Here is a 24,077-nt window from a genome sequence, read left to right on the forward strand (position 1 = left end):
GGGCGATACCAGCGGCCCGGCGAAGCCGGTTCCGCGGTATCCCCGGCAACTGAAGGCGCGTGTTTCATGCGTCGCGGGCCACGCGATAGCGCGGCTGGAAGACTGACATGGGAGTACCTGCCATGACACCCCTGAACTACCTTGAGCGAAGAGGCCAGATCCAGACCTACTTCGACCGCACCGCCGCCGAGGCCTGGGCGCGGCTGACGTCGGATGCGCCGGTGGGCCGCATACGCGCCAGCGTGCGCGCAGGTCGCGAGCGCATGCGCGAGACCCTGCTCGCATGGCTGCCGAGCCGGCTCGACGGCTTCCGCCTGCTCGACGCGGGCTGCGGCACCGGCGCGCTGGCCTCCGAAGCGGCGCGGCGCGGCGCCACCGTGGTGGCGGTCGACCTGTCGCCCACGCTCGTGCAGCTCGCGCGCGATCGCCGGATGCAAGACCCGGCCGCGCGCTGGAGCCGCGGCACGGTCGAATTCGTCGCCGGCGACATGCTCGACCCGGCGCTCGGACGCTTCGACTACATCGTCGGCATGGATTCGCTGATCCACTACCGCACGCGGGACGCCGTGCACGCGATCGCCGGCCTCGCACAGCGCGCCGAACGCTCCATCCTCTTCACCTTCGCGCCCCGCAATCCCGCGCTGGTCGCCATGCGCGCGGTCGGCCGCATGTTTCCCGAGGCCAACCGCGCGCCCTGGATCGAGCCGGTGGCGCAGAAGGCCCTGTTCGACCTGCTGGCGCGCGATCCCCTGCTCGCGGACTGGCATCCGGTGCGCACACAGCGCATCGCCGGCGGCTTCTACACCTCGCAAGCCGTGGAAGTGAGCCGGCGATGAACCCCGTCATCCGGATCAACAACAGCCTGGCGCGCAAGTGGGCACTCGTCGCGACGCGCTTCCTGCCCTTCGCCGACGTGGCGACGCAGGAGCTGCCACTCGGCCGGCTGCTGCGGCTCTCGCTGTTCCAGGTGAGTGTCGGCATGGCGCTGGCGCTGCTCAATGGCACGCTGAACCGCGTGATGATCGTCGAGCTCGACGTACCGGCCTGGCTGGTATCGCTGATGGTCGCGCTGCCGCTGCTGTTCGCCCCCTTCCGCGCGCTGGTGGGCTTCCGCTCCGACAACCACCGCTCGGCGCTCGGCTGGAAGCGCGTGCCCTACATCTGGATGGGAACGCTGCTCCAGTTCGGCGGCCTCGCGATCATGCCCTTCGCGCTCATCGTGCTGTCCGGCGATTCGAACGGCCCGGCGGTGTACGGGCACGTCGGCGCCGCGCTGGCCTTCCTGCTCGTCGGCGCCGGACTCCACACGACGCAGACCGCCGGACTGGCGCTGGCGACCGACCTGGCCACGCCCGAGAACCGGTCGCGGGTGGTGGCGCTGCTCTACGTGATGCTCCTGCTCGGCACGATGGTCGCCGCGCTCGGCTTCGGCGCCCTGCTCGCGGACTTCAAGCAGGTGAAACTCATCCAGGTGGTGCAGGGGGCCGCGCTGCTGACGATGGTCCTGAACCTGATCGCGCTCTGGAAACAGGAAGCGCGCGATCCGCGGCGCACTGCCCATGTGCCCGGCGAACCGCCTCCGTCGTTCCGCGAATCCTGGCGCGCCTTCGTGCGAGGCGGACGCTCCGCCCGCCTGCTGGTGGCCGTGGGCCTCGGCACTGCCGGCTTCAGCATGCAGGACATCCTGCTGGAGCCGTATGGCGGCCAAGTGATGCACATGGCGGTGGCATCGACCACCACGCTGACGGCCATGATGGCCTGCGGTGCGCTGGCGGCCTTCGTGCTCGCGGCACGGTGGTTCCACCACGGCGGCGACGAGCATCGCCTCGCGGCCATCGGCGCCCTGCTGGGGATCTTCGCGTTCGCGGCCGTGATCTTCGCCGACCCCCTGGGTTCCCCGCTCGTGTTCCGCCTCGGCGCCTCGCTGATCGGCTTCTGCGGCGGGCTGTTCTCGGTCGCGACGCTCACTGCCGCCATGAACCTCGAGAACGGCGTCAAGAGCGGCCTCGCGCTCGGGGCGTGGGGCGCGGTGCAGGCGTCGGCCGGCGGCCTGGCGATCGGCCTGGGCGGCGGGCTGCGGGACGGCGTGTCCTGGCTCGCCGCGCAGGGCGCGCTCGGCCCTGCGGTAAGCGGGCCCTCCATCGGCTACAGCTTCGTCTATTACCTCGAGATCCTGCTGCTGTTCGGCACGCTGATGGCCATCGGCCCTCTGGTGCGCAAGGCACGCAGGCCCCCTTCGTCGCAGCCGTCCGCGGGCAAGTTCGGCCTTGCCGAGTTCCCGGGCTGAGAGGCCGAGCGCTTCACGGCCGCTTCATCACCACCACAAGACACAGGAGAGCCAGCATGGGAAACGGAGCGATCACCGGCTACATCGACGTCGCGCAGATAGTGCTCTATGTCTTCTGGGCCTTCTTTGCGGGACTCATCTACTACCTCCACCGCGAGAACAAGCGCGAGGGCTACCCGCTTGAAAACGACCGGTCGGGCCGCGTCCACGTGCAGGGCTTCCCGCCCGTGCCGGCACCCAAGACCTTCCTGTTGCGCGACGGCCGAATCGTCACCGCGCCGAACTTCCTGCGACAGGAAGCGGAACTGGCCGCCGAGCCGATCGGCGCATTCCTCGGCGCGCCGCTGGAGCCCACCGGCAATGCGATGCTCGACGGTGTCGGCCCGGGCGCGTGGGCGCAGCGCGCGGATATCGCGGACACCACGATCGACGGCGATGCGCGCATCGTCCCGTTGCGCGTCGCGCCCGGCTACGGCGTGTCGAGAAAGGATCCCAATCCGATCGGCAAGCCGGTCGTCGGGCACGACGGCGTGCTCGGCGGCGAGGTCGTCGACATCTGGGTCGACCGCGCGGAAGCGGTGTTCCGTTACCTGGAGGTCGAAGTGCATGGGCCGGACGGCCTGCGCAACGTGCTGGTGCCGATGAACTTCTGCAAGTTCGACCGGCAGGGCGTGCGCGTGCGATCCATTCTGGGCCTGCACTTCGCTCAAGTGCCGGCCACCCGCGATGCGAACCAGGTGACGCTGCTCGAGGAAGACCGGATCGTCGCCTACTTCGGCGGCGGCACGCTTTACGCGACGCCCGCCCGCCAGGAGCCGCTGCTCTGACCAGGGGGTGCCATGAAAGACGACCATGACTTCGAGCCCGCCTACGGCCTGCCCGAACCACTGCCTGCCAACGAGCGCCTGCTATGGCAAGGATCGCCCGACTGGCTGCCCATGGCGCGCGGCGCGCTGCACATGCGCGGGCTGGCGACCTATTTCGCGGTGTTGCTGGCCTGGCGCGGCGCCCATACGCTGTCGAACGGCGGAAGCGCCATCGATGCGCTGGTGTCCGTCCTGTGGCTGCTGCCGCTGGCCCTGGCCGCGCTGGCCACTGTCGGCCTGCTGGCCTGGCTGACGGCACGCACCAGCGTCTACACCATCACCGACCGACGGGTCGTGATGCGCGTGGGCATCGTTCTCACCATCACCTTCAACCTTCCCTACCGTGCGATCGAAGCGGCCGCGCTGCACCCGAACGCCGACGGCAGCGGCGACATCGCACTCGCGCTGGGCAGCAGCGACCGGATCGCCTATGCGCACCTCTGGCCGCATGTGCGGCCCTGGAAGATCAAGCGCACGGAACCGATGCTGCGGGCGCTGCCGGACGCACGCGCAGTGGCCGCCGTTCTTGCCGCCGCGCTGGCCGATTCGGCCGGCATGACGAGACGCGCCATTCCGGCGGCAGCCGAAGAGGCATCGGGCCGGCGCGAGCTCGAAGCCAAGCCCGGCGAAGTGCTGGCTGCCTGAGGACTCCGCCATGAAGCCATCGAACCCCCGCGATCCGCTGCCGGCGGGCGTGATGGGTGCGCTCGGCGCACTCGTGCTGGCCGCGCTGTTCGCGGTGAGCTTCGTGCGCCTGACCGGCATTGGCGTCGTGCACGTGGCAGATGCTGAAGCCGTGAGCGTGCGCGAGTTCCGTTTCGAGGACCGACCGGATGGCGGCATCACCGTGCTCGACGCACGCAGCGGACGCCCGGTCCACAGCGTCGCGCCAGAGACGAACGGCTTTCTGCGCGGAACCATGCGCGGACTGGCGCGCGAACGCCATCGCCGCGGCATCGGAGCGGAGATCCCCTTCCGAATGGTCGGCCGCGCGGACGGCAAGCTCACGCTCGAAGACCCGGCCACGGGGCGCCGGGTCGACCTGGGCTCGTTCGGCCCGACCAACGCGGCCGTGTTCGCCGGCCTGATGCGCGATGCGCCCGAGGGACGGTAGGTCCCGTTCACCGAAAGAGGCACTCATGTCCACGCTTGCATCCACCGCGCGCAATTCCTCCACCGAGACGGCACTGCAGGACACGGTGCTGACGCCGCGCTTCTACACGACGGACTTCGCGGCGATGGACCGCATCGACGTCGACGCCATCCGCCCGCAGTGGCGCGCGCTGATGGCGGAATTCGAGGCGGACAGCAACACCGACCACTTCCAGCGCCCGGCCGAAATGGCCGGCAACTTTTCGCAACTGCCGGGCCCGCTCTACAAGGAGTTCTCCGATTTCCTCGTCAGCTCGATCACTTCCGAGTTCTCGGGCTGCGTGCTCTACGCCGAGATCAGGAAGCACGCGACCAATCCCGACGTGAAGGAACTCTTCGGCTACATGGCCCGCGACGAGAGCCGGCATGCGGGCTTCATCAACCAGTGGCTCAAGGACTTCGGCATCGGCGTCGACCTGGGCTTCCTCGCGCGGGCGAAGAAGTACACCTACTTCAAGCCGAAGTTCATCTTCTACGCGACCTACCTGTCGGAAAAGATCGGCTACGCGCGCTACATCGCGATCTACCGCCAGGTCGAGCGGCATCCCGAACTGTGCTTTCATCCGATCTTTCGCTGGTTCGAACGCTGGTGCAACGACGAGTTCAGGCATGGCGAGGCCTTCGCGCTGCTGCTGCGCGCGAATCCGCACCTCCTGCGGGGCGCCAACAAGCTGTGGATCCGCTTCTTCGTGCTCGCGGTCTTCGCCACCATGTACGTGCGGGACCACCAGCGGCCCGAGATGCATGCGGCGATGGGGCTGGACCCGACCGCCTACGACTTCACGGTGTTCCGGATCACCTCGGAGATCACGCGCCAGGTGTTCCCGCTCACGCTCGACCTCGATGCGCCCGCCTTCCGCGCCGGCCTCGAAAGGCTGCGCCGGATCTCGGTGGCCGCCGAGGCCGCGAAGGCACGCGGCGGGCTCGGCGGCACGCTCCGTCGCGCCGGCCTGGGCGCGGCGGCCGCCTTTGCCTTCGCCCGGCTGTACTTCCTCCCCGCACGGCCGAACGCCCTGCCGGCCGACGTCCGCGTGGCGCCGACCTGGTAGGCGAGGCGTGCCCACCGCCGCGAGCCTGGCATGGCGCCGATGTCGCAGTACCTGCTGCCGATCCTCTACACCTTGTTCGTGTGGTGGTTCAGCACCGGCGTGATCCTCTATCTCAACGGCCTGCCGCGCTGGACCTACCCCTGGACGATGTCCGTGGCCACGCTGCTGCTCGCGCTGGCGCTGATCGGGCTGCACGCCACCCGCAACGACATGCGCATCACAGGCTCGTACCTGGCCTTCACCTTTGCGCTCGTGGTGTGGGCCTGGCAGGAAGTCGCGTTCCTGCTCGGCTTCGTCACCGGGCCGAGACGCACGCCCTGCCCGCCGGACGCGCGCCGATGGCGCCGGGCCGGCTTTGCGCTGCAGACGCTGCTGCACCACGAATTCGCGCTCATCGCGCTGGGCGTGGCCGTCTTCGGCCTGACCTGGAACGGCAGCAACCCCACCGGCATCTTCACCTTCGCGATCCTGTGGGTGATGCGCCAGAGCGCGAAGCTCAATGTGTTCCTCGGCGTGCGGAACCTGAACGAGGAATTCCTGCCGGCGCACCTCCAGTACCTGCACACCTACTTCACCCGCAAGCCGATGAACTCGCTGTTCCCGGTGTCGGTCATGGCCTCGACCTGGCTCGCCGTGCTGTTGTGGGAAGGCGCGCTGGCCGACGGCGTGAGCGCCTTCGACTCGACGGCGCTGACCTTCGCGGGAACGCTGATGTCGCTGGCCATCCTCGAACACTGGTTCCTCGTATTGCCCCTGCCGTCCGAGCGCTTGTGGCGCTGGGGCCTGCGTTCGCGGGAGGTCGTGGCGGCAAAACGCGGCGGCTCCGAGCGTTTGGGAGGATGACCCGGGCGCCAATCCGTGCCTAGAATGGGTTTTCGCCCGCCCCCAGGAGCCGAAACGTGAGCCTTCGCCCAGGCGACCTACCGGACCTCGCCGCCCTCGCAGCCTGGGCGCCGGAACTCGCCAGGACATTCGTCTCGCTGTCCAGCGACATCGCGCTGATCGTCGACCCATCCGGCGTGATCCGCAACGTCGCCCAAGGCGAAGGCGACCCGCTGGCTCCCCTCGCCTACGACTGGGTCGGCCAGCGATGGGCCGACACGGTGAGCTGCGACACCCGCGCGAAGATCGAAAGCATGCTGCAGGAAGTCACTTCCACCGGCATCGCCCGACGGCGCGAGGTCAACCATCCGTTCCACCACGGCGTCAGCATCCCGGTAGCGTATTCGGCCATCCGCTTCGGCTCCGACGGCCCGGTGCTGGCCATCGGCCGCGACCTGCGCACCATCGCGGCGATCCAGCAGCGATTTCTCGATTCCCAGCAGGAGATGGAACTCGGCTACTGGCGTGCTCGGCAGGCGGAGACGCGCTATCGCCTGCTGTTCCAGGTGGCGACCGATGCGGTGCTGGTGGTCGACGGCCATACGCTGCGCATCCTCGAAGCCAACCAGGCGGCCTCCCGCATGTTCGACATCGCGAGCGAACACCTGACAGACCGGCCCGCCACGATCGGCTTCGAGGAACGTTCGCGCGCGAGCGTCGAGGAACTGCTGGTCTCCGCGCGCGGCTCTGGCCAGACCGGCGAGATCCGGGCACGCCTGGTCGGCAAGGTGACGATGACGCACGTCGCTGCGACGCCATTCCGTGCGGACGACACCATGCGTCTGCTCGTGCGCGTGCGCGCGGTCGACACGCCGGATCTGTCGACCACGCTCAGCCACTCGCTCACGCGGCTCGTGGACGACAGCAGCGACGGCGTGGTCGTGACCGACTCGGGCGGCCGCGTGCTGCTGGCCAACCCGGCCTTTCTCAGTCTCGTGCGCCTGAACCGCGAGGCCGAGGTCAAGGGCCTGCCCATCATGGATTGGCTCGGCATGCCCGATCGCCCGCTCGCAGCGCTGCTGCCGCAGGTGCGCAAGGACGGGCTGGTGCGCAGGATCAGGTCGTGGATCAAGGTCGCGCATGCGCCGGTGGCACGGGTCGAGATCTCGGCGGCGCTGCTGACCGAAGGAGACCAGGAGTGCATCGGCTTCACCATCCATCGCACCGAGGAAGCGCGCGACGACGAACGTTCGCCCTATGAAATGAACCTCGCCCTCCAGCGGCTGGCCGGCCGGGTCGGCCGCGCGCCGCTGGCCGAACTCGTGGCGGAAGCGGCCGTGCTCGCGGAGCGCCACTTCATCGAAACCGCGCTTGCCCAGGCACGCGATGACGAAACGGATGCGGCCACGCTTCTCGGCATCACGCCTGCAGAGCTGAACCTGCTGCGCCGGCGCGGCAACGGGTCGGGGTCCGAGCCTCACCGGGGAGAAGGCTAGTGCTTGGCAGCCCCGCGTTCGGCACGGCAGACCTCACCAACTGCGAGCGTGAGCTGATTCATCTCGCCGGCTCGGTGCAGCCGCATGGCGTTCTGCTGACGCTGGACGAACCCACGCTTCGCATCGTCCAGGCCAGCGACAACGCGTCGCGCCTGCTCGGCCGGCGCGTGCACGACCTGCTCGAGCAACCCCTGGCCCTGCTGGGGGGCGACATCGAGCGCTGCATTCGCCGCACCGCCTCGCAGGGGGTGCTCACCGACCCGGAAGCGCTGCGATGCCGGGTGCAAACGGATGGCGTCCTTCGGGAGTTCGAGGGAACGCTGCACCGCGTCGGCGGCCATCACCTGCTGGTCGAGATCGAGCCCGTGGGCGAGGACACCCGCGTCGAGACGGTCGACATTCCCAGTGCCAGGCTGCTCGAAATGCTCGGCGAAGCCGTGCAGCGCATCAGCGACACCTCGACCATCGGCGCGCTTGCGGACTCCGTGGTCAAGAGCTGCCGCGACATGTTCGGCTACGACCGCGTGATGGTCTACAAGTTCGACCCCGACGGCCACGGCAAGATCATTGCCGAGGCGCGCGACCCGCGGCTGGAATCTCTGCTGGGCCATCACTATCCGGCCTCCGACATCCCGCAGCGCGCCCGAGAGCTCTACCTGCGCACCCGCCTGCGGGTGCTGGTCGACGTGCACTACGAGGCGTCGCCGCTCGTGCCGCAACGCGTGCCCGGCACCGACGAGGAACTCGACATGTCGCTGTGCCACCTTCGCAGCATGTCGCCCCTGCACCTGCAGTACCTCAAGAACATGGGGGTCACCGCGACGCTGGTCGTTTCCCTGGTACGCGAAGGCCGGCTCTGGGGGCTGATCGCCTGCCACCACTACTCGCCGCGCAACATGCGCTTCGCGATGCGCGCGGCCGCGGACCTGCTGGCGGAGGTCATCTCGACGCGCATTGCCGCGATCGAGAACTACGCGTACGCGCAGGTCGCGATCCAGGTTCGCCGGCTCGAACAGCGGCTGGTCGAGGCCACATCGACCGAAGGCGACTGGCGCGTGGCGCTGTTCAGGAATCCGCGCACACTTCTGCAGCCGCTCGATGCCACCGGCGCCGCCCTGTTCTACGAGGGCGAGGTGCTAACCGCGGGTGAAACGCCCACGGCGGCCGAGTTGCGCGAGCTCATGCGGTGGATCGACGCCCAGGCCTTCGACGACCTCTTCAGCTGCGCCTCCGTCGAGCGCGCCAATCCCTCGTTCGATTCGCTCACCGCGAGTGCGAGCGGCGTGGTGGCCGCCAGGCTGTCGACCACGCGCCCGGACTACCTGATGTGGTTCCGCAAGGAACAGCTGCTCACGGTCACCTGGGCCGGCGATCCCACCAAGCCCGTTGTCGACAACGATCCCCTGAAGCTCTCCCCCCGCCGGTCGTTCGCGGCCTGGTCGGAGATCGTGCGCGGCACCGCGCTGCCCTGGTCCGTGGCCGAACTCGCGATGGCACGCGCCTTCGGCGCCGCGCTGATCGACATCATCGTGCAGGTTAACGCCGTGCGGCTGCTGATCGCGGAACACCAGCTCGCGCAGATCCGCGCCAACGTGTCGAACTCGAACGAGCCGGTCATGATCGTCGACGCGGCGGGGAAGGCGCTCTTCGCCAACCGCTGCTTCTTCCAGTTGATCCGGCGTGACGCTGCCCACGACGAGCCGCTCGGCGACACCGCGCAGTTGTTCACGCAGCCGGAGCGCGTGCGCAAGATCCTCGAAGCCGTCGCCCAGGACCGGCAGCCCTGGCGCGGCGAGCTGTCACTGGACCTCGGCACCGGTGCGAGCGTTCCAGCGGCACTGCGCGCGGAGCCGGTGGCGGCGCGGGACGGCTCGCTGCTCGGCTACTTCCTGATCTTCACGGACCTGACGGACAGCCAGCGCGCCGCCGAAGCAAGACGGAAGCTGGAGCAGTCGCTCTCGCAGGCGGAACGCGACCCGTCGCTGTTGCAAGCGCGGGGGACGGGCATCAACGAACGGGGCGACGTGATCGGCGCGATCCTGTCGAACGCCGGTCTCGCGGCGATGGACATTGCCGATGGAAACATGGGTGCGACCGTCGTTCCCTTGCTCCAGGAGCTCGAAGCCTCGACCCGCCGGGCAGCGGCGCTCTACAGCCGGGTGAAGGCGTTCAGCAGCTGAGCGCGCTGCCGGCGAGTTCGTCGAAGAGGCGCCGATGCGCCTCGAAAGCGCTTCTCGCCTCCACCACGATGGCGCGCATCGTGGCTTCGTCGGCCGGCACCGCATCCAGGCCGACGCGGAAGGATTGCTTGAGACGGGCCGCCTCCTCGGGATGGCCGAAGTCATAGAACGCCGTGCCAGGGCCTGGACCGAGCACGAAAGTTGCCCTCACGATGCGCCCCAGCATCTGCCCGCCGCTGAGGTCGCCGAGATAGCGGACGTAGGCGTGGGCTACCAGCAGCTCGGGTCGCGTGCGGCCGATGCTTTCCAGTCTCGCGATGTAGTGGGCAGCGGCTGGCTCGACCGCGATGGCGTCGCGCCAATCGGGTCCATGGAGTGCCTCCAGGTCCTGCCGCAATGACGGCTCTCGCTGCAATGCGCCGAGATCCAGCGGGGCGAGCCGGGGATGGGCGGCATTCTGCTGGAGCGCAGGCTCGAGCGCCGCATAGATTGCATGCAGGTTGCGCAGCAGCGCGCAATAGGGGCGACGGCCCATCTCGCCGCGCAACAGCACCCGCATGAAGTCACTGCGTTCGGCCTGCGTGTGAAGCGCACGCGTCTCGCTCTTCAGGGATTCGGACAGTCTGGGGGTCAAGCCGCACTCCATCGACCACGGAGCCCCATCATAGAGAGCGCAAGCTACTTCACGACCGCCAGCTCCACGCGGCGGGCCCGCGGATCCTCGCCCGCGACGTTGGCCTCGGCGGCCTGCGGCTTCTCCAGCACGATGCGGTCCTCCGCAATGCCGGCGGCCCGCAGCGCGTCGCGCACCGACAAGGCGCGCTGCTTTGCCAGCTCCTCGTTCTGGGCCTGGTCGCCGGTGGCCGAGTGATAGCCCGACAGCGTGACCTTCGTGGCCGGGTCGGCCATCAGCGCCAGGATCACCGGTTCGAGCGCCTTCGACGCGTCTGCCGACAGCGTGGGCGATCCGACCGCGAACAGCAGTTCCGCGCTCGCCGCGGAAGCTCCCGCAGCGGTTGCAGGGGCAGCCGCCGCGGCCACGACGGCGCGCACCTTCACCAGTTCGGGATGATTGGGCAGCATGCTCGCGCCGTACAACGGCTTGTAGGCACCCTGGTGGCAGGTGGCGCAGTTGATCTTCGGCGCATCGCCTGTCGCGCCCAGCCGGGCCGTCGGAAAGACCGGGGCCAGCGGGTCGAGGTAGTGCGTGTTGAGGTCGCGCACCATGCGGATGCCATACCAGGCCACCGCGCGCTGCGGCGTGCTGCCTTCCCATTCGGAGAACGACCGCGAGTTGTGGCAGTAGGTGCAATTGACGCCCAGCGAATCCGACATGTGCATCATCAGCCCATAGGTCCATTCGGTCTGCTTGATGGAGGCGCGATTGCCGTTCTGCAGCGCCGTGGGCCCGACGACGCGAACGTTGTTGGATTGCGAAAGAAACGGCGTGAACGGGTCGTACGGAAGCGCCGCCATCGCGACGGTGGGTGACGGTGTGTTCTGCCCTGCCCGGTTGCCTGCCGTGCCGGCGGCCTGATTCGGTGCCGAGGTCCAGACATAGGCCGGCACCGGTTGTCCGCGATGGCAGGTGTAGCAGGTCACGCCCGTGTCGGCGACGTGCGACTTCCAGTCCGCGTTGATGTGCTGCGTCATCTGCAGCATGCGTCGCGCGACCACCTTGGTGTAGAGCGCATCGGATGCCAGGTCGTCGGCCACGTGACAGTAGGTGCAGCCCTGCTGCGGGGCGACCCAAGCGGTGATCGAGACCATCAGGCGGCTGAACTCGCCGACGCTCAGGTCATTGAGCACCTTGACGTTCTGGAAGATCTGGCCGGCCGTGGGACCGACCGCCGGCACCGGCGGCGTGTCGGCTGGCAGCGCGTTGTTCACCGCCTGGGCCTCCAGGCGCCGCGGGTTGTAGACCTGCTCCATGCCCGTGCCCCGGAAGCCGCGTTGCACGGTGTCCACGGGCGGGCGCTCGCAGGCCGCGAGCAGCGCCAATGCGCCCAGCGCCGCGATCCCCCTCGACAGCCGGGTCATGATGGCGGTCATGGCCGTACTCCCGGCAGGGACGCCGGATCGACCACCGGAACGAAGACGGCGGGGTAGATCGGCGCGATGTGATGCTTCACCGCCCACAGGTACCAGTTGTCGACCACCGTTCCGGTGAGCAGGATGCCGATGCCTCCCACCAGCGGGCACAGCACCGCGAACCACCAGGCCCAGCGATGGATCGACTCCATCGTGGCGTTGAACCCCATGCACCAGCGCCAGAACAATGCGGCACGCTCGGAGGCGGTCCCGCGGTCGACGATCTGCTCGATCTCTCGCTCGCCGCCGAAGCGGCTCACCGCGAGGATGGTCGCGCCATGCATCGCGAACAGCAGCGTCGAACCATAGAGGAAGGCGATCGACAGCATGTGGAAGGGGTTGTAGAACAGGTTGCCGTAGCGGATCGAGAAGGCGGCCGTCCAGTCGAGGTGCGGAAAGATCCCGAACGGCACCGCCTCGCCCCAGCTGCCCATCAGCAGCGGACGAATGAAGCCCAGCACCAGCATCAGCCAGATCGCGGACGCGAACGCCCATGCGACGTGCGTCCCCATGTGCAGCGCGCGCGCACGCCGGTACATGCGCACCCACCAGAGCAGCACCGAGGACGTCATGAAGAAACCCGCCATGAGCCACCAGCCGCCCTCGTTCAATGGCGGGAAGAGCTTCAGCCCGATCGCGGGCGACGGCGGCTCCAGCGCCAGCCACGGGAGCTGGCGCACGAGTTGCACTGGCGACCAGTTCACGGAGGCGAGCATGTTGAGCCCGACGATCTCGAAGGCGATGAAGCCGCAGATCAGCGACGCCAGGCCGAACCAGCCGAGGTAGATGGGTCCGATCTGCGCATCGCCGAGCCTGCCGAGCCAGTGCCAGTGCACCGGCGGGCCTTCGCGCTCCTTGTTGCCGCGCGCCAGCGGTACGCCCGCATAGGAAGGCGCCATGACTTGCACGCGGGTGAAGATGTTCTGGTATTCGGCCATCGCGTTCTCCTCAGCGCCAGATCGGCAGGTTCAGCCACCAGCTCCACCATTCGGGCCAGCCGCGCGTCCAGAACGGTCCGCTGATGACGATGCACACCGCGCTCCAGAAGGCGGCCGACAGCGCCAGGAACAGGCCGAGGCGGTGGATGCCGAGCGTGCCGATGGAATAGCCGATGGTGTCGCGGAAGAAGGTGTTCTCGTGCTCGGCGGTCTTGACCGTCTCGCCCTCGCCCGGGTTGGTCGCCGAGAGAATCAGCGCACCGTGCAGCGACAGTGCGAGCACCGTCGTGAAGAAGAAGCTCACCGCCAGCATGTGCGCCGGGTTGTAGTGGAAATGCAGATACTGGTAGCCGGTGTTCGATACCCAGTCGAGGTGGCTCATGATCCCGTACGGAAAGCCATGCCCCCAGGCGCCCATCAGCACCGGCCGGATCACCACCAGGGTCACGTAGGCGAGGATCGCGAACGAGAAGGCGAAGGGCACGTGATAGCCCATCCCGAGCTTGCGGCAAATCTCGACCTGCCGCAGCGCCCACGAGACGAAGGCGCCGATCGCGCATACCGTGATGAGCTGCCAGAGGCCCCCTTCCATCAGCGGCGCCATGCGCAGGCCGTACTTGATGTCGGGTGGTGCGATGTTGATCTGCCACAGGTTCCAGGTCGGCCCCTGGGACGCGCCCCACACGATGAGCAGCGTGCCCACCAACGTGAAGAAGACCGTCGTCACGCCGAAGAAGCCCACGTAGAAGGGCCCGACCCAGAAGTCGAACAGGTCGCCTCCTGTCAGCGTGCCGCCACGGACGCGGTACTTACGCTCGAAACTCAGCATCGCCATGATCATTCCCCCGGTCAGGACGCGACCGCCACGGGCCGCCTCCGCGCCACTGTGTTCAGGACAGCCGGGACCGCATCCGGAAGATGCAACCCCGGCTGTGTGTCGTCGACCCGCCGGCTACTTGCCGGTGGGTGCCGTCGCGGGTGCTGGCATCGGTGCCATCTGCGCCGCGACCGGGGCGCTCTTGCGTGGCCCTTCGAGCCAGTTGAAGCGGTCGGTGCTCAGCAGGATGAAATGGATCACCAGTGCCAGCACGAACAGGAACGTGAACAGCGCGATCAGCGTCCTGCGCGGATCGAAGATCAACCAGATTCGCCACATGTCGTGTCTCCTCTATGCGTGCAGGCCGATCGACAACGCCGCCAGGGCCACGTCCTTCGCATCGTTGATGATCGACGCATAGCCACCCGCGCCGGGAAGCCAGGGCCGCCATTGCCACGCCAGGAAGTGGGCGACGACCGCAATCAGCGTAAAGATGATGAAGCTCGTCATGAATATGCCGTGGAACTCTTTGGCTTCCTGCTCGGTCAGCCCGGACAGGGAGCCCTCTCTATCTTTAGGAACCATTTGATTTCTCCAGATCGGCCTCGCGGCCACTCACCGCGCACTTCCCCCGCGGCGGGGATTGCAGCGGCCGAAGCCGCGGCAACTTCTTCGGCGGGCCGTGCAGCCCACCAGGTTCTGTGATTTCGCTTGGCGCGGCTCATGCCGGTGCCCCCTGCTGGAGCGCAGCACGCGCCCGCGCCACGCGCTCGACCGTCACGCGGTCCTCGCCGGCCCGCCGGGCATCGCGCTCGGCGCGATCGCGCAGGCGCTTGGCGGCCGAGATCTGCACGAGCACGGGCTCGGTCTCGACGAGTTCGTTCAGCAGCCGCTGCGCCTCGTCGTCCCATGGGGTGTCGTCCTTGCTGTCGAGGCGCGCGGGGGTGGGATCGACGCGGTCGAGCTCCGTGCCCAGCGGAAGGATGTGGAACAGCGCATCGAAAAGCGCGTTGCAGAATTCCTGCACGATGTAGGTCGCGCCCGCATAGCCCATGAAGGGCGTGCCGGTGTGGCGGCGGATGATCGGCAGGGGAAACGAGGCGGGGATGAAGCTCGCCTTCATCATGCCGCCACCGCCGCATTCGGCGAGGTAGATGCGCTCGTTGTAGCTGCCGTACATCACGAGCGGGGTCTTCTCGTGCACCAGCCGCCGCACCTCGGCGTTGTCCGTCTTCGCGCCCGCGCGACGCGCGATGGCGAAGTGGCAGGGCAGGCCCATCTCCTCTTCGAGGAAATGGCGGATGCCCCGCGTGTAGGTTTCGTTGGCGACCACCGCGAAGCTCGCGGTGCCGAAGAAATCCTGCGTCACCGAGCGCCACAGGTCCCAGATCGGCTTGAGCGTGCTGTGCTTTTCGCGCTCGATGAAAGGCTCGGGGTCGAGTCCGAGGAGGCCGCCCAGCGAGCGGAGGAACTTCGTCGTGCTGTGCATGCCGATCGGCGCCTGCAGGTAGGGTCGATCGAGCGCCTCGCACAGCATGCGGCCGAACTCGCGGTACATGCAGACGTTGGCGTCGGCCTCGACCAGCAGCGAGACATCGGCCAGGTGGCTGCCCAGCGGGAACACCATGTTGACCTCGGCGCCGATGCCCTGCACCAGGCGTCGCACCTCCGCCAGGTCGCTCGGCGAATTGAAGGCGCCGTAGCTCGGCCCGATGATGTTGACTCTCGGCTTCTCGCCGTCGGGCCGCTGCGCCAGTGGCTTGCGCGCTGGCACGTGCTTGACGCCGTACTCCGACCACAGCCAGTACATCGCCCGGTTGGCGCACTGCCATTGGTCTTCGTCGATGGTGCGGGGCAGGAAGCGCTGGATGTTGGTGCCCGATGGCGTCACCCCGCCGCCGATCATTTCCGCGATGGAGCCAGTGACGACCACCGAGGGGAGGTCCGGGTCGAGCGCGGCGTGCGCACGGCGCATCGATGCCTCGGTGCCCTCGCGCCCGAGTTGTTCTTCCGAGAGGCCCGTCACGACGATCGGCAGTTCGTGCGGCGGCAGCGCGTCGGTGTAGTGCAGCACCGAAGTCACAGGCAGGTTCTCGCAGCCCACGGGCCCGTCGATGACGACCTGCAGCCCCTTGATGGCCGTGAACACATACACGGCACCCCAATAGCCTCCTGCGCGATCGTGGTCGAGCACCAGCATCACACCATCTCCTCGGCCTTGCGCTTCTTCAGGGCCTTGAGCACCTGGCGCCGCGTGTCGGCCTTGAACGCCGGACGGTCCTGTGGCACGCCGGCCGCGCCCTCCCACACGCCCGCCGCGTGGCCCGCGCCGGCCTCGCCGAAGAAGGCCCTCATGCGGTCGAAACGCGCCTTGTTGCCGATGGCCGCGTTGATCACCGTGGCGAGCGAGCCCGCGCCGGCAGGCCCCATCAGCGGCCGGGCCGAGACCAGGTTGGTGAAGTAGAGCGCGGGCGTGCACCCCTCCTTCGCGGCCTGCACGACAGGCGTGGTGCCAATCGCGAGATCGGGCTTCCACTCGTGCAGCGCGGCGAGGTCCTGTTCGAGCGATGCGCGGAACTGCACGTGCACGCCCTTGGCTTCGAGCCATTGGCGGTCCGCATCGCTCCAACGGGTGTGCGGACAGGCCGTCCCGACGTAGCGCAGGTCGGCCCCGCTCTCGACCAGCAGGCGGCCCACGAGCAGTTCAGAACCTTCATAGCCGCTCAGCGTGATACGGCCCCGGATCGGCATCTTCGAAAGCGCACCGCGAATGGCCGGCAGCATCGTGTTCTTGGCCGCATCGATGCGCGCCTGCGGCACGTTCGCGGCCACGCCGATCGCCTGCAGCCAGGCTTCGGTCCCGTCATGGCCGACGGGCGCGGAACCGGCGACGGCACGGCCCGCGGCCTCGAACTCGCGCAGGCTCGCGGTATAGAAGGGATGGATCGCCGCCACGGCGACGCAGTCGAGCGCCGCATACAGCTCGCGCCATTCACGGGTCGGCACCACGGGGCCCGCGGCGAGGCCCATCGGCTCCAGCATGCGGCCGATGATCAGCGGATCGGCCGGGAACATCTCGCCGAGCAGCGTCACGGTCGGCCTGTCGGCCCGGCCGGTGCGCGGCGCCTGCACCGGGCCTGCGAGCACTTCGTTCCTCGCGTATTTCAGCATCGCACCCGCCAGAACGTCCTTCGCCTCCGCGTGCGTGGGCACGCCGAAGCCCGGCACGTCGATGCCGATGATGCGCACCCCGTCGATCTCCTTCGGCAGGATCTGCAGCGGCACGCCGCTCGCCGTCGGCACGCACAGGTTGATGACGACGATGGCGTCGTAGTGCGCCGGGTCGGCCTGCTGGTGGACGGCCTCGCGCAGGTCCTCGAACAGCTTGCCCGTGACCAGCGTCTCGGAGTTGAAGGGCACATAGCCCACGCTGCGCCTTGCGCCGTAGAAATGCGAGGTGAAGGTCAGGCCGTAGACACAGCAGGCCGACCCGCACAGAATGGTCGAGGTGCGGCGCATGCGAAGGCCCACGCGCAGCGCGCCGAAGGCCGGGCACATGCTTTGCGGCTGGTCGTGCGGGCCCGCACCGTCGGCGCGCGGATAGTCGCTGGCATAGCGGTCGAGCGTCTCCGACTTCCCGGCCGCCCGGGACGCCGCGAGCATGGCGCCCGCGCCCGCATGGCAGCCCTGGCCGTCGCCTTCGAGCGCCGGAGGATTCGGAACGACGGCAGCCGGCGTGACCGGCACGATGGGAATGATGGTTTGCATGGCAGCGCGCTCAGGCCTCGTCATAGACCACTTCGAGGCTCGGTGTCGCGACCTCGCGCTTGCCGCACATGTCGAATTGCGTGGCGGGTTCAAGCACCACGTTGCGCCCGACGGTGTCCGCGGCGAACAGGCCGAGCAACTGGTCCTGGGTCATGGGCTTCGGTCGCACCGGGAGCGAAGTCCCGACGTTCTCGGCCAGTTGCTCGAACAGCGGCCCCCAGGGCGTGCCCGGCACGCCGATGATCTCGTAGCTCGCGCTCTTGCGACGGATGTCGTCGTTGGCCGGGATGGTCGACAGCACGGGGATGCCGACCTTGCCGGCGAAGTCTGCGGCCTCGCCGGTGCCGTCGTCGCGGTTGATCACCATGCCCGCGACGCCGACGTTGCCGCCGAGCTTGCGGAAGTATTCGACCGCCGAGCAGACGTTGTTGGCCACGTAGAGCGACTGCAGGTCGTTGCTCGCGACCACGATCACCTTCTGGCACATGTCGCGCGCGATCGGCAGCCCGAAGCCGCCGCAGACGACGTCGCCCAGGAAGTCGAGCAGCACGTAGTCGAAGCCCCACTCGTGGAAGCCGAGCTTCTCGAGCAGTTCGAAGCCGTGGATGATCCCGCGCCCGCCGCAGCCGCGGCCGACCTCCGGTCCGCCGAGCTCCATCGCGTAGACACCGTCCCGCTTGAAGCAGACATCGCCGATCGCGACCGCCTCGCCGGCGAGCTTCTTTTTCGACGAGGTCTCGATGATCGTCGGGCACGCCCGGCCGCCGAAGAGCAGCGAGGTGGTGTCGCTCTTGGGGTCGCAGCCGATCAGCAGCACCTTCTTGCCCTGCTGCGCCATCATGTAGGAGAGGTTCGCGAGCGTGAAGCTCTTGCCGATGCCGCCCTTGCCATAGATCGCGATGATCTGCGTGTCCTTGGTGGCGGGCGCCGTGGACACCGCATCGGGCTCCACCGCGGCCTCGGCGCGCAGCAGGTGCTGCTGCACGAAGCGCACCGGCGTGCCCTCCGGAATGGCGTGGGAGGTTGTCATTTGCAGCTTCTCCAGTCGAGGACCATCTTGAGGCAGTCGGGATCGCCGAAGGCGATGCGATAGGCGGTGTCGGCGTCGGTGGCATCGGCACGGTGGGTGATCAATCCGTCGAGCGACAGGCCGCCCGAAACGGCCAGGGCCTTGACCGCCGCGAGGTCCTGCGGCTGCCACTGCGCAGCCACGCGCAGTCGCGCTTCGCGCATGAAGGCGGGGGCAAAGGCGAAGGAGAGCGGCTCGTCGTAGAAGCCGGCCAGCACGATCTCGCCGCCGGGGGCGAGCCGACCGATCAGCGTATCGAGCAGGGACGCATCGCCGCTCGCGTCGCAAATCAGGGCGTAGTCGCAGCGCGAATCGAGCGAGGGGTCCAGCACTTCGTAGCCCACCGCGCCATCGCGCCGCCGCGCCTGGGTCTCCCAGACGACCGGTGATTGGCCAGCGGCGACGGCGATACGCGCAACCATGCGCCCGAGGACGCCGTGCCCGACGATCAGGTCCGGCTGGCGCCCGGCCGCACCGCTCACGTGGTACGCCGTTGCCGCCAATGCCAGCAGCACACCCTGCTCGCCGAAGCCGGGCTCGAAGGGCAGCGTGCGCGCGCCCGGCAGGACCACGGTGGAGGCGGCGCCGCCGAACAGGCCGCGCACGTCCCCGAAACAGCGCGCGCCAGGCACGAACACCCACTCCCCGACACGCGAACCCGAATCGCGCCCCGCGCTGCGGATGCGGCCGACCGATTCGTAGCCCGGCACCAGCGGGTAGCCCATGCCCGGAAAATGCGGCATGCGGCCGGACCAGAGCAGGCGTTCGGTGCCGGCGCTGACGCCGCTCCATTCGATGTCGACCACCACGTCCTCGTCGCCAGGGTCGGACAGCGCGAGTACGTTCAGCGCGATCTGCTGCGGCTTCTCCAGCACGACGGCCAGTGTTTTCATGGTGCGCTTCCAGAGTCCGCAGGTCCCGCGCGCGCAACAAGCAATCCTGTCTGCAATGGCATGCGTGTACCGAGCTGTCGCACGCGCTCGAAGCCGGCGGTGCGCAGCAGCTCCGCGAGCGCGCCGGCGGTGCGCGGGCGGCCCCGGCCCATGGCGAGCAGGTAGAAGCCAAAATAGGCATCGCCCATCGCCTGCGCGCCGGGCGTGCATGCGAAAGGCTCCGCGAGAAGCAGGGTGCCGCCTGCGGGCAAGGCGCGGCGCACGGCCCGAAGAATGTGCAGGGCGGTCGCGTCGTCGTGGTCGTGGATGACGCGCACCAGCGTGGCGATGTCGGCGCCGCGCGGCAGCGGGTCGGCGAGGAAACTGCCGCCGATGATGCGCAGGCGCTGCGCCACGCCGGCCGCCTGGCAGTGACTGCGCGCGCGCTCCGCGACGGCGGGCAGGTCGAACAGCATCAACTGCAGTGCCGGCGCGCGCGATGCCGCGCTCAGGACGAACGCGCCCTCCCCTCCGCCGACGTCCAGCAGGCAACGGTGCCCCGACAGCGGATAGGCGTCGAGGACCTGCTCGGCCACGAGCGATTGGGACGCGGTCATCAATGCGCAGTACGCGTCCACGCCCTGCGCAGCCAAGGCCTCCGGTCGCACCGCATCCGCGTAGGGCCAGTAGCGCGACAGCGCTGCCGGCGCGGCCCGCCCGCGCAGCAGCGCGACGGGATCGCGCAGGTCCGCGTAGAGCGCCGCATGGTGCTCGACCATCGCCGCCACCGCGGTGTTGCCCACCATCGTCGCCCCCAGTGCGCCCAGGCCGTAGCGCGCGCCGCCCCGGTGCTCCACGAGCCGCAGCGACACCGCCGCCGCCAGCAGCCGCTCGGCGGAAGCCATCGGCAGGCCCAATCGCGCGGACAGCGTGGACAGCGGCTGCGGACCCTCCGCCAGGATCTCGAAAAGGCGAAGCTGCACGCACGCCAGCAGGACCTGGGAGTAGACGAAGCCCGCGACGAGGTCGAAGAGTTCGCGTGCCCGCCGGCGCGCGATCCGCGCCATGAATGGAACGGCAGTTGCCCTGCGCTGGAAGTCGCGGCTGGCCAGCAGCCGGTCGCGCAAGGCGTGCCAGGCGTCTGACCAGGCGGCACGCCACGACCGCGCCGGCTCGCGTTCCGTTGTCGTCATGGCCTGCACGTTCAGGGTCTCCAGATGCTTGTGCGCTCAGGCCGCTACCCGTTGCGGGGCCGGCTCGGACGCACGGGGCACGAGGCGTCCGGCCTCACCGTGCACGAGGGCGCGCAAGTCGTCGGCGCCCGGACACTCAGGCACCGCCTCGATGGCGCGGTCCACGAGCTCGTCAAAGTAGGCGATCGCGCCTTCGAGGCCCAACTCGGTCGCGGCATTCGGTCGCAGCAGCGCCGCGTCGCGTCCCACCGGCTTGCCCAGCACCCGCGGATCGCCGATCACGTCGCGAATATCGTCCGCGGCCTGGTAGGCCTCGCCCAGCCAATCGCCGAAAGCGCGCCAGGCCTCGGGGTCGCGGCCCGCGGCCTGGGCGCCGCCCATCGTGGCTGCGGCAAACAGCGCACCGGTCTTCGCGCGCTGGTAGTCCCGCAGGTTGATGCGCGGTTCGCATTCCCACGCCTGCCCCGCCACGGCGCCGAAGGGCATGCCGACACTGCCCGCCACCAGGGCGAGCAGTGCCGCGAGGCGCCACGGCGAGCGCGCCGCGCCGGCACTCAGCGTCTGGAACGCCAGGATGATCAGCGCGTCGCCGGCCAGCACCGCGAGGCTTTCGCCGTACGCGTACTGCACGGAGGCCCGCCCGCGCCGGGTGGCGGCGTTGTCGAAGCACGGCATGTCGTCGTGGACCAGCGAGGCGCAATGCAGCAACTCGATCGCGGTCGCTGTCGCGCTCGAAAGATCAGGATCGTCGTCGCCGCAGGCAAGCGCCACCGCCAGGCACAGCCGTGGCCGCACGCGCGCGCCCCCCGGAAACACGGCGTGCCGTATCGCCCCGGCGAGCTTGGGCGGACAGCCGGGCGACTCCCCGGTCGAAATGGCCATGGCCAGTGCGTGCTCGATGCGGTTCAATGGTTTCATGGGTCTCGCCTTTCCAGGTCGGTCTGTGTCCGCGGGTGTGTAATTTATCATTGTCACTCGTATGTGTCATCTAGAATAGACACATGCCCAGGCAGCGTCAACCCGCAGTCTTCGAGGAGTTCGCGCCATGCGCGGCCGCGTCGTCGTAGTCGGCGCTGGCATCGGAGGGCTGGCCGCCGCGCTGGACCTGTCTTCGCGTGGTGTCGAAGTGATCGTGCTCGAGCGGGCCCAGCAGCCGGGCGGCAAGATGCGGCAGGTCTGGATCGACGACCTCCCGATGGACGCCGGTCCCACTGTCTTCACGATGCGCTGGGTCTTCGATGAGTTGATGGCGCAGGCCGGCACGCGACTGGAAGACCACGTCGTGCTGCGCAAGGCGGAGGTACTGGCCCGCCACGCGTGGGACGAAGAGGCGCGACTCGATCTCTATGCCGACATCGAGCGCAGTTGCGACGCCATCGGCCGCTTCGCGGGGGTCGACGCCGTGACCGGCTTTCGGAGCTTCTGCGAACGGGCGCGGCAGATCTACACGACGCTGGAGGCACCTTTCCTGCGCAGCGCACGGCCGACGCCGCTGTCGCTCGCCTCCCGCGCCGGCCTGCGCGGCCTGCCGGCGCTCGCAGGCATCTCGCCTTTCACGACGCTCTGGAAAGAACTCGGCAAGTATTTCCGCGACCCGCGGCTGCGCCAGCTCTTCGGCCGCTACGCGACCTACTGCGGGTCCTCGCCCTGGCAAGCGCCCGCGACCCTGGCACTGATCGCCCATGTCGAGCAGGACGGTGTGTGGCTGGTCGAAGGCGGCATGCATCGCATCGCCATCGTGATGGCGCAGCAGGCCGCCGCGCGGGGCGCGAGTATTCGCTATGGCACGCATGTCGCCGAGATCGTGAGCGCGGACGGACACACGAGCGGCGTGCGGCTGGCCGACGGCGAATTCGTCGATGCCTCGACGGTCGTGGTCAACGCCGATGTCGCAGCCCTCGAACGCGGCCTGCTCGGCAGCCCCGCCGCCGCGGCACTGCCCGCGAGACCGCACGCCGGCCGATCGCTGTCGGCCGTGACCTTCAACCTCCTGGGCGAGACGCGGGGCTTCCCGCTCCTGCGGCACACGGTTTTCTTCTCGCGCGACTATGCCGCCGAGTTCGAGGACATCTTCGCGCGGGACCGTACGCCCGCCGAGCCGACGGTCTACGTGTGCGCGCAGGACCGCGACGACCGGGACGCCGACGCGATCAGCGGTCCGGAACGCCTGCTCTGCATCGTGAACGCGCCGGCCTCGGGCGACGCGAGACCTTTCGACCGCAAGGAGATCGACTCATGCCAAGCGAAGACCTTCGAGCGGCTGGCGCGCTGCGGCCTCCAGGTGGCGTCCAGCCCCGCGCAAACGCGGATCACGACACCGCACCAGTTCGAGCAGATGTTCCCGGGCACGGGCGGGGCGCTCTACGGGCCGGCCTCGCACGGCTGGGCGGCGGCGTTCAGCCGGCCGGGGTCGCGCACCCGGCTGCCGGGCCTCTACCTGGCGGGCGGCAGCACGCATCCGGGCCCGGGCGTTCCGATGGCCGCGCTCTCGGGCCGGCTGGCTGCGGCGAGCGTCATGGCGGACCGCGATTTGAAGCGGCGGTCGCCCCTGGCGGGTATGCATGGTGGTATGTCGATGCGCTGAGCGATGACGGACGCTACGGGCTCACGATCATCGGCTTCATCGGCAGCGTCTTCTCGCCCTACTACGCGCGCGCACGGCGGCGTTACGCCCACGGCGACGCCGATCCGTTGGACCATTGCGCCCTCAACGTCGCACTCTACGGCGAACGTGGCAGCCATCGATGGGCCATGACCGAACGCAGCCGTCGATCAGTGCAGCGCGACAACGCTTCGCTGCGCATCGGGCCGAGCGCGATGCGATGGGACGCCGATGCCCTGATCATCGACATCGACGAAATGTGCGTGCCCTTCCCTTCGCGCCTGCGCGGACAGGTGCGCCTCCATCCGCTCGCGCTCACGCACACCGAGTTCTCGCTGGATCCTTCGGGCAGGCATCACTGGCGCCCGATCGCGCCGTGCGCGCGCGTCGAGGTCTCGCTCAGCGAGCCAGCGCTCGTGTGGCGAGGTGCGGGCTACTTCGATTCGAATGCGGGCGACGTGCCGCTGGAGGCGGACTTCGTCCGATGGGACTGGTCGCGCGCGACCGCGGCCGACGGAAGCACGGTGGTGCTCTACGACGTCGAACGCCACGGCGAGGCGCCACTCGCGCTCGCCTTTCGCTTCGACCCCTCCGGCAGCTCCGAGCGCTGCCGCGATCTGCCGGCGTGCGTGCCGATGCCGCCCAGCGCCTGGCGCATCGAACGCCGCACGCGCTGCGATTCCGGCGTGACACCCGTCGTGCGACGCACGCTCGAGGATGCGCCTTTCTATGTGCGCAGCCTGTTCGCGACGAGGCTGTTCGGTGAACCGATGACAGGCGTGCACGAAAGCCTGTCCATGGACCGCTTCGTGACGCCGTGGTGCCAGTGGATGCTGCCGTTCCGTATGCCCCGCCGCAACTAGGGCAAGTCGATC

The 24,077-nt window shown here is 68.9% G+C and carries 23 protein-coding genes; 11 read left to right on the forward strand and 12 right to left on the reverse strand.

Features of this window, described 5'->3' with window-relative positions; translation table 11 throughout:
- The first annotated feature begins 122 nt into the window (after window positions 1-122).
- Genes bchM through ACSFBL_RS02020 form a run of 9 tightly spaced genes read left to right on the forward strand, consistent with a single transcriptional unit; the run spans window position 123 to window position 9,852 of the window.
- A complete protein-coding gene (bchM, locus tag ACSFBL_RS01980; protein WP_435514056.1) occupies window positions 123-836 on the forward strand; it encodes a magnesium protoporphyrin IX methyltransferase in 714 nt (237 codons plus the stop codon).
- Window positions 833-2,287, forward strand: a complete 1,455-nt coding sequence (locus ACSFBL_RS01985; protein ID WP_435514057.1) for a BCD family MFS transporter — start codon at window positions 833-835, stop codon at window positions 2,285-2,287. Before bchM ends, ACSFBL_RS01985 begins: the two co-directional genes overlap by 4 nt.
- Before the next feature lie 56 nt (window positions 2,288-2,343).
- Window positions 2,344-3,114 (forward strand): photosynthetic reaction center subunit H, encoded by a 771-nt coding sequence (gene puhA, locus ACSFBL_RS01990; protein ID WP_435514058.1) that lies wholly within the window; start codon window positions 2,344-2,346, stop codon window positions 3,112-3,114.
- A gap of 12 nt (window positions 3,115-3,126) precedes the next feature.
- Entirely contained in the window at window positions 3,127-3,798 is a 672-nt protein-coding gene (puhB, locus tag ACSFBL_RS01995) for a photosynthetic complex putative assembly protein PuhB (RefSeq protein WP_435514059.1), read from the forward strand.
- A gap of 10 nt (window positions 3,799-3,808) precedes the next feature.
- The gene (gene puhC / locus ACSFBL_RS02000) at window positions 3,809-4,267 is read left to right on the forward strand and encodes a photosynthetic complex assembly protein PuhC (RefSeq protein ID WP_435514060.1); all 459 of its coding nucleotides are present in this window, start codon (window positions 3,809-3,811) and stop codon (window positions 4,265-4,267) included.
- Between the two features lie 25 nt (window positions 4,268-4,292).
- Window positions 4,293-5,354: a magnesium-protoporphyrin IX monomethyl ester (oxidative) cyclase gene (gene acsF, locus ACSFBL_RS02005; protein ID WP_435514061.1), complete on the forward strand. Its 1,062-nt coding sequence runs from the start codon at window positions 4,293-4,295 to the stop codon at window positions 5,352-5,354.
- Between the two features lie 30 nt (window positions 5,355-5,384).
- Window positions 5,385-6,197 (forward strand): putative photosynthetic complex assembly protein PuhE, encoded by an 813-nt coding sequence (gene puhE / locus ACSFBL_RS02010; protein ID WP_435514062.1) that lies wholly within the window; start codon window positions 5,385-5,387, stop codon window positions 6,195-6,197.
- A 56-nt stretch (window positions 6,198-6,253) separates the two neighbouring features.
- Window positions 6,254-7,672 (forward strand): transcriptional regulator PpsR, encoded by a 1,419-nt coding sequence (gene ppsR, locus ACSFBL_RS02015; RefSeq protein WP_435514063.1) that lies wholly within the window; start codon window positions 6,254-6,256, stop codon window positions 7,670-7,672.
- Window positions 7,672-9,852, forward strand: a complete 2,181-nt coding sequence (locus ACSFBL_RS02020; protein WP_435514064.1) for a GAF domain-containing protein — start codon at window positions 7,672-7,674, stop codon at window positions 9,850-9,852. Before ppsR ends, ACSFBL_RS02020 begins: the two co-directional genes overlap by 1 nt.
- Here ACSFBL_RS02020 and ACSFBL_RS02025 read toward each other — a convergent pair.
- The 12 genes from ACSFBL_RS02025 to ACSFBL_RS02080 all read right to left on the reverse strand — a co-directional run bounded on the left by ACSFBL_RS02025 (window position 9,842) and on the right by ACSFBL_RS02080 (window position 21,518).
- Window positions 9,842-10,486, reverse strand: coding sequence for a biliverdin-producing heme oxygenase (locus ACSFBL_RS02025; protein WP_435514065.1), 645 nt, complete (start codon window positions 10,484-10,486; stop codon window positions 9,842-9,844). The genes ACSFBL_RS02020 and ACSFBL_RS02025 overlap by 11 nt on opposite strands.
- Window positions 10,487-10,530: 44 nt before the next feature.
- Entirely contained in the window at window positions 10,531-11,904 is a 1,374-nt protein-coding gene (pufC, locus tag ACSFBL_RS02030; RefSeq protein ID WP_435514066.1) for a photosynthetic reaction center cytochrome PufC, read from the reverse strand.
- Entirely contained in the window at window positions 11,901-12,881 is a 981-nt protein-coding gene (pufM, locus tag ACSFBL_RS02035; protein ID WP_435514067.1) for a photosynthetic reaction center subunit M, read from the reverse strand. Before pufM ends, pufC begins: the two co-directional genes overlap by 4 nt.
- Window positions 12,882-12,891: 10 nt before the next feature.
- Window positions 12,892-13,716 (reverse strand): photosynthetic reaction center subunit L, encoded by an 825-nt coding sequence (gene pufL, locus ACSFBL_RS02040; protein WP_435514068.1) that lies wholly within the window; start codon window positions 13,714-13,716, stop codon window positions 12,892-12,894.
- 117 nt (window positions 13,717-13,833) lie between these two features.
- On the reverse strand, window positions 13,834-14,037 hold the full coding sequence (gene pufA / locus ACSFBL_RS02045; protein ID WP_435514069.1) for a light-harvesting antenna LH1, alpha subunit: 204 nt from the start codon (window positions 14,035-14,037) through the stop codon (window positions 13,834-13,836).
- 12 nt (window positions 14,038-14,049) lie between these two features.
- Window positions 14,050-14,283 (reverse strand): light-harvesting antenna LH1, beta subunit, encoded by a 234-nt coding sequence (pufB, locus tag ACSFBL_RS02050; RefSeq protein WP_435514070.1) that lies wholly within the window; start codon window positions 14,281-14,283, stop codon window positions 14,050-14,052.
- A gap of 136 nt (window positions 14,284-14,419) precedes the next feature.
- Window positions 14,420-15,898, reverse strand: a complete 1,479-nt coding sequence (gene bchZ / locus ACSFBL_RS02055) for a chlorophyllide a reductase subunit Z (protein ID WP_435514071.1) — start codon at window positions 15,896-15,898, stop codon at window positions 14,420-14,422.
- Window positions 15,898-17,466, reverse strand: a complete 1,569-nt coding sequence (bchY, locus tag ACSFBL_RS02060; protein ID WP_435514072.1) for a chlorophyllide a reductase subunit Y — start codon at window positions 17,464-17,466, stop codon at window positions 15,898-15,900. Before bchY ends, bchZ begins: the two co-directional genes overlap by 1 nt.
- A gap of 10 nt (window positions 17,467-17,476) precedes the next feature.
- On the reverse strand, window positions 17,477-18,496 hold the full coding sequence (locus ACSFBL_RS02065) for a chlorophyllide a reductase iron protein subunit X (RefSeq protein WP_435514073.1): 1,020 nt from the start codon (window positions 18,494-18,496) through the stop codon (window positions 17,477-17,479).
- Window positions 18,493-19,428 (reverse strand): chlorophyll synthesis pathway protein BchC, encoded by a 936-nt coding sequence (bchC, locus tag ACSFBL_RS02070; protein WP_435514074.1) that lies wholly within the window; start codon window positions 19,426-19,428, stop codon window positions 18,493-18,495. The genes ACSFBL_RS02065 and bchC overlap by 4 nt, the downstream gene beginning before the upstream one ends.
- Window positions 19,425-20,600, reverse strand: coding sequence for a methyltransferase (locus tag ACSFBL_RS02075; RefSeq protein WP_435514075.1), 1,176 nt, complete (start codon window positions 20,598-20,600; stop codon window positions 19,425-19,427). The genes bchC and ACSFBL_RS02075 overlap by 4 nt, the downstream gene beginning before the upstream one ends.
- Before the next feature lie 36 nt (window positions 20,601-20,636).
- Complete coding sequence (locus ACSFBL_RS02080) at window positions 20,637-21,518, reverse strand: polyprenyl synthetase family protein (protein WP_435514076.1); 882 nt, start codon at window positions 21,516-21,518, stop codon at window positions 20,637-20,639.
- A gap of 127 nt (window positions 21,519-21,645) precedes the next feature.
- Between ACSFBL_RS02080 and crtD the strand changes: the two genes are divergently transcribed.
- Together crtD and ACSFBL_RS02090 are read left to right on the forward strand one after the other, a co-directional pair.
- Window positions 21,646-23,184, forward strand: coding sequence for a 1-hydroxycarotenoid 3,4-desaturase CrtD (gene crtD, locus ACSFBL_RS02085; protein ID WP_435514077.1), 1,539 nt, complete (start codon window positions 21,646-21,648; stop codon window positions 23,182-23,184).
- A 167-nt stretch (window positions 23,185-23,351) separates the two neighbouring features.
- Complete coding sequence (locus ACSFBL_RS02090) at window positions 23,352-24,065, forward strand: carotenoid 1,2-hydratase (RefSeq protein ID WP_435514078.1); 714 nt, start codon at window positions 23,352-23,354, stop codon at window positions 24,063-24,065.
- The last annotated feature ends 12 nt before the right edge of the window (window positions 24,066-24,077 follow it).

The organism is Variovorax glacialis (assembly GCF_051216375.1).
In the GTDB taxonomy this organism is placed as follows: Bacteria; Pseudomonadota; Gammaproteobacteria; order Burkholderiales; family Burkholderiaceae_C; genus Variovorax.